This window comes from Corallococcus terminator (assembly GCF_003611635.1).
Classification (GTDB): Bacteria; Myxococcota; Myxococcia; order Myxococcales; family Myxococcaceae; genus Corallococcus; species Corallococcus terminator.
In genome coordinates this window covers 1-398 of the sequence record NZ_RAVZ01000848.1, presented here as the reverse complement: position 1 = coordinate 398, position 398 = coordinate 1, and the positions used below count along the sequence as shown (strand labels likewise).

Annotated in this window: 1 protein-coding gene; it reads left to right on the top strand. The window is 74.6% G+C overall.

Annotated elements, in window-relative coordinates; all coding sequences use genetic code 11:
• Positions 1-180: 180 nt before the first annotated feature.
• Positions 181-398: hypothetical protein (locus tag D7V88_RS42430; RefSeq protein WP_208726814.1), on the top strand; the 218-nt coding region annotated here is incomplete at its 3' end.

The window sequence follows — 398 nt, the reverse complement described above, 5'->3', positions numbered from 1 at the left end:
TCACCGGTCTCGACGAGCTGCTCGCGGAGCTCACTGCCCGCGGGATCGCGTACGGGCCGGTCGAGACCTACCCCGACGGCCTCCGCCACGTGACGATCCCGGACCCCGACGGCAACGCGATCGCGTTCGCGGAACCACGTTCCGAGGCGCACGCGGACCCCTCCGCGTAGCGTCGTCGGGGTGAGCACCGCCCTCCAGCAGCTCGAGCACACCTACGCCGACGCGGTCCCCGACCTCGTCGTGGCCTGGGCCGCCGCCCCGGTCCGCGACCCGGCGGTCGTCGTCCGGAACGACGCCCTGGCGCGCGACCTGGGTCTCGACCCGGAGGCCCTGCGGGCCGACGGGCTGCTGACGGGGACCGTGCCCGAGGGAGTGCAGACGGTCGCGATGGCGTACTC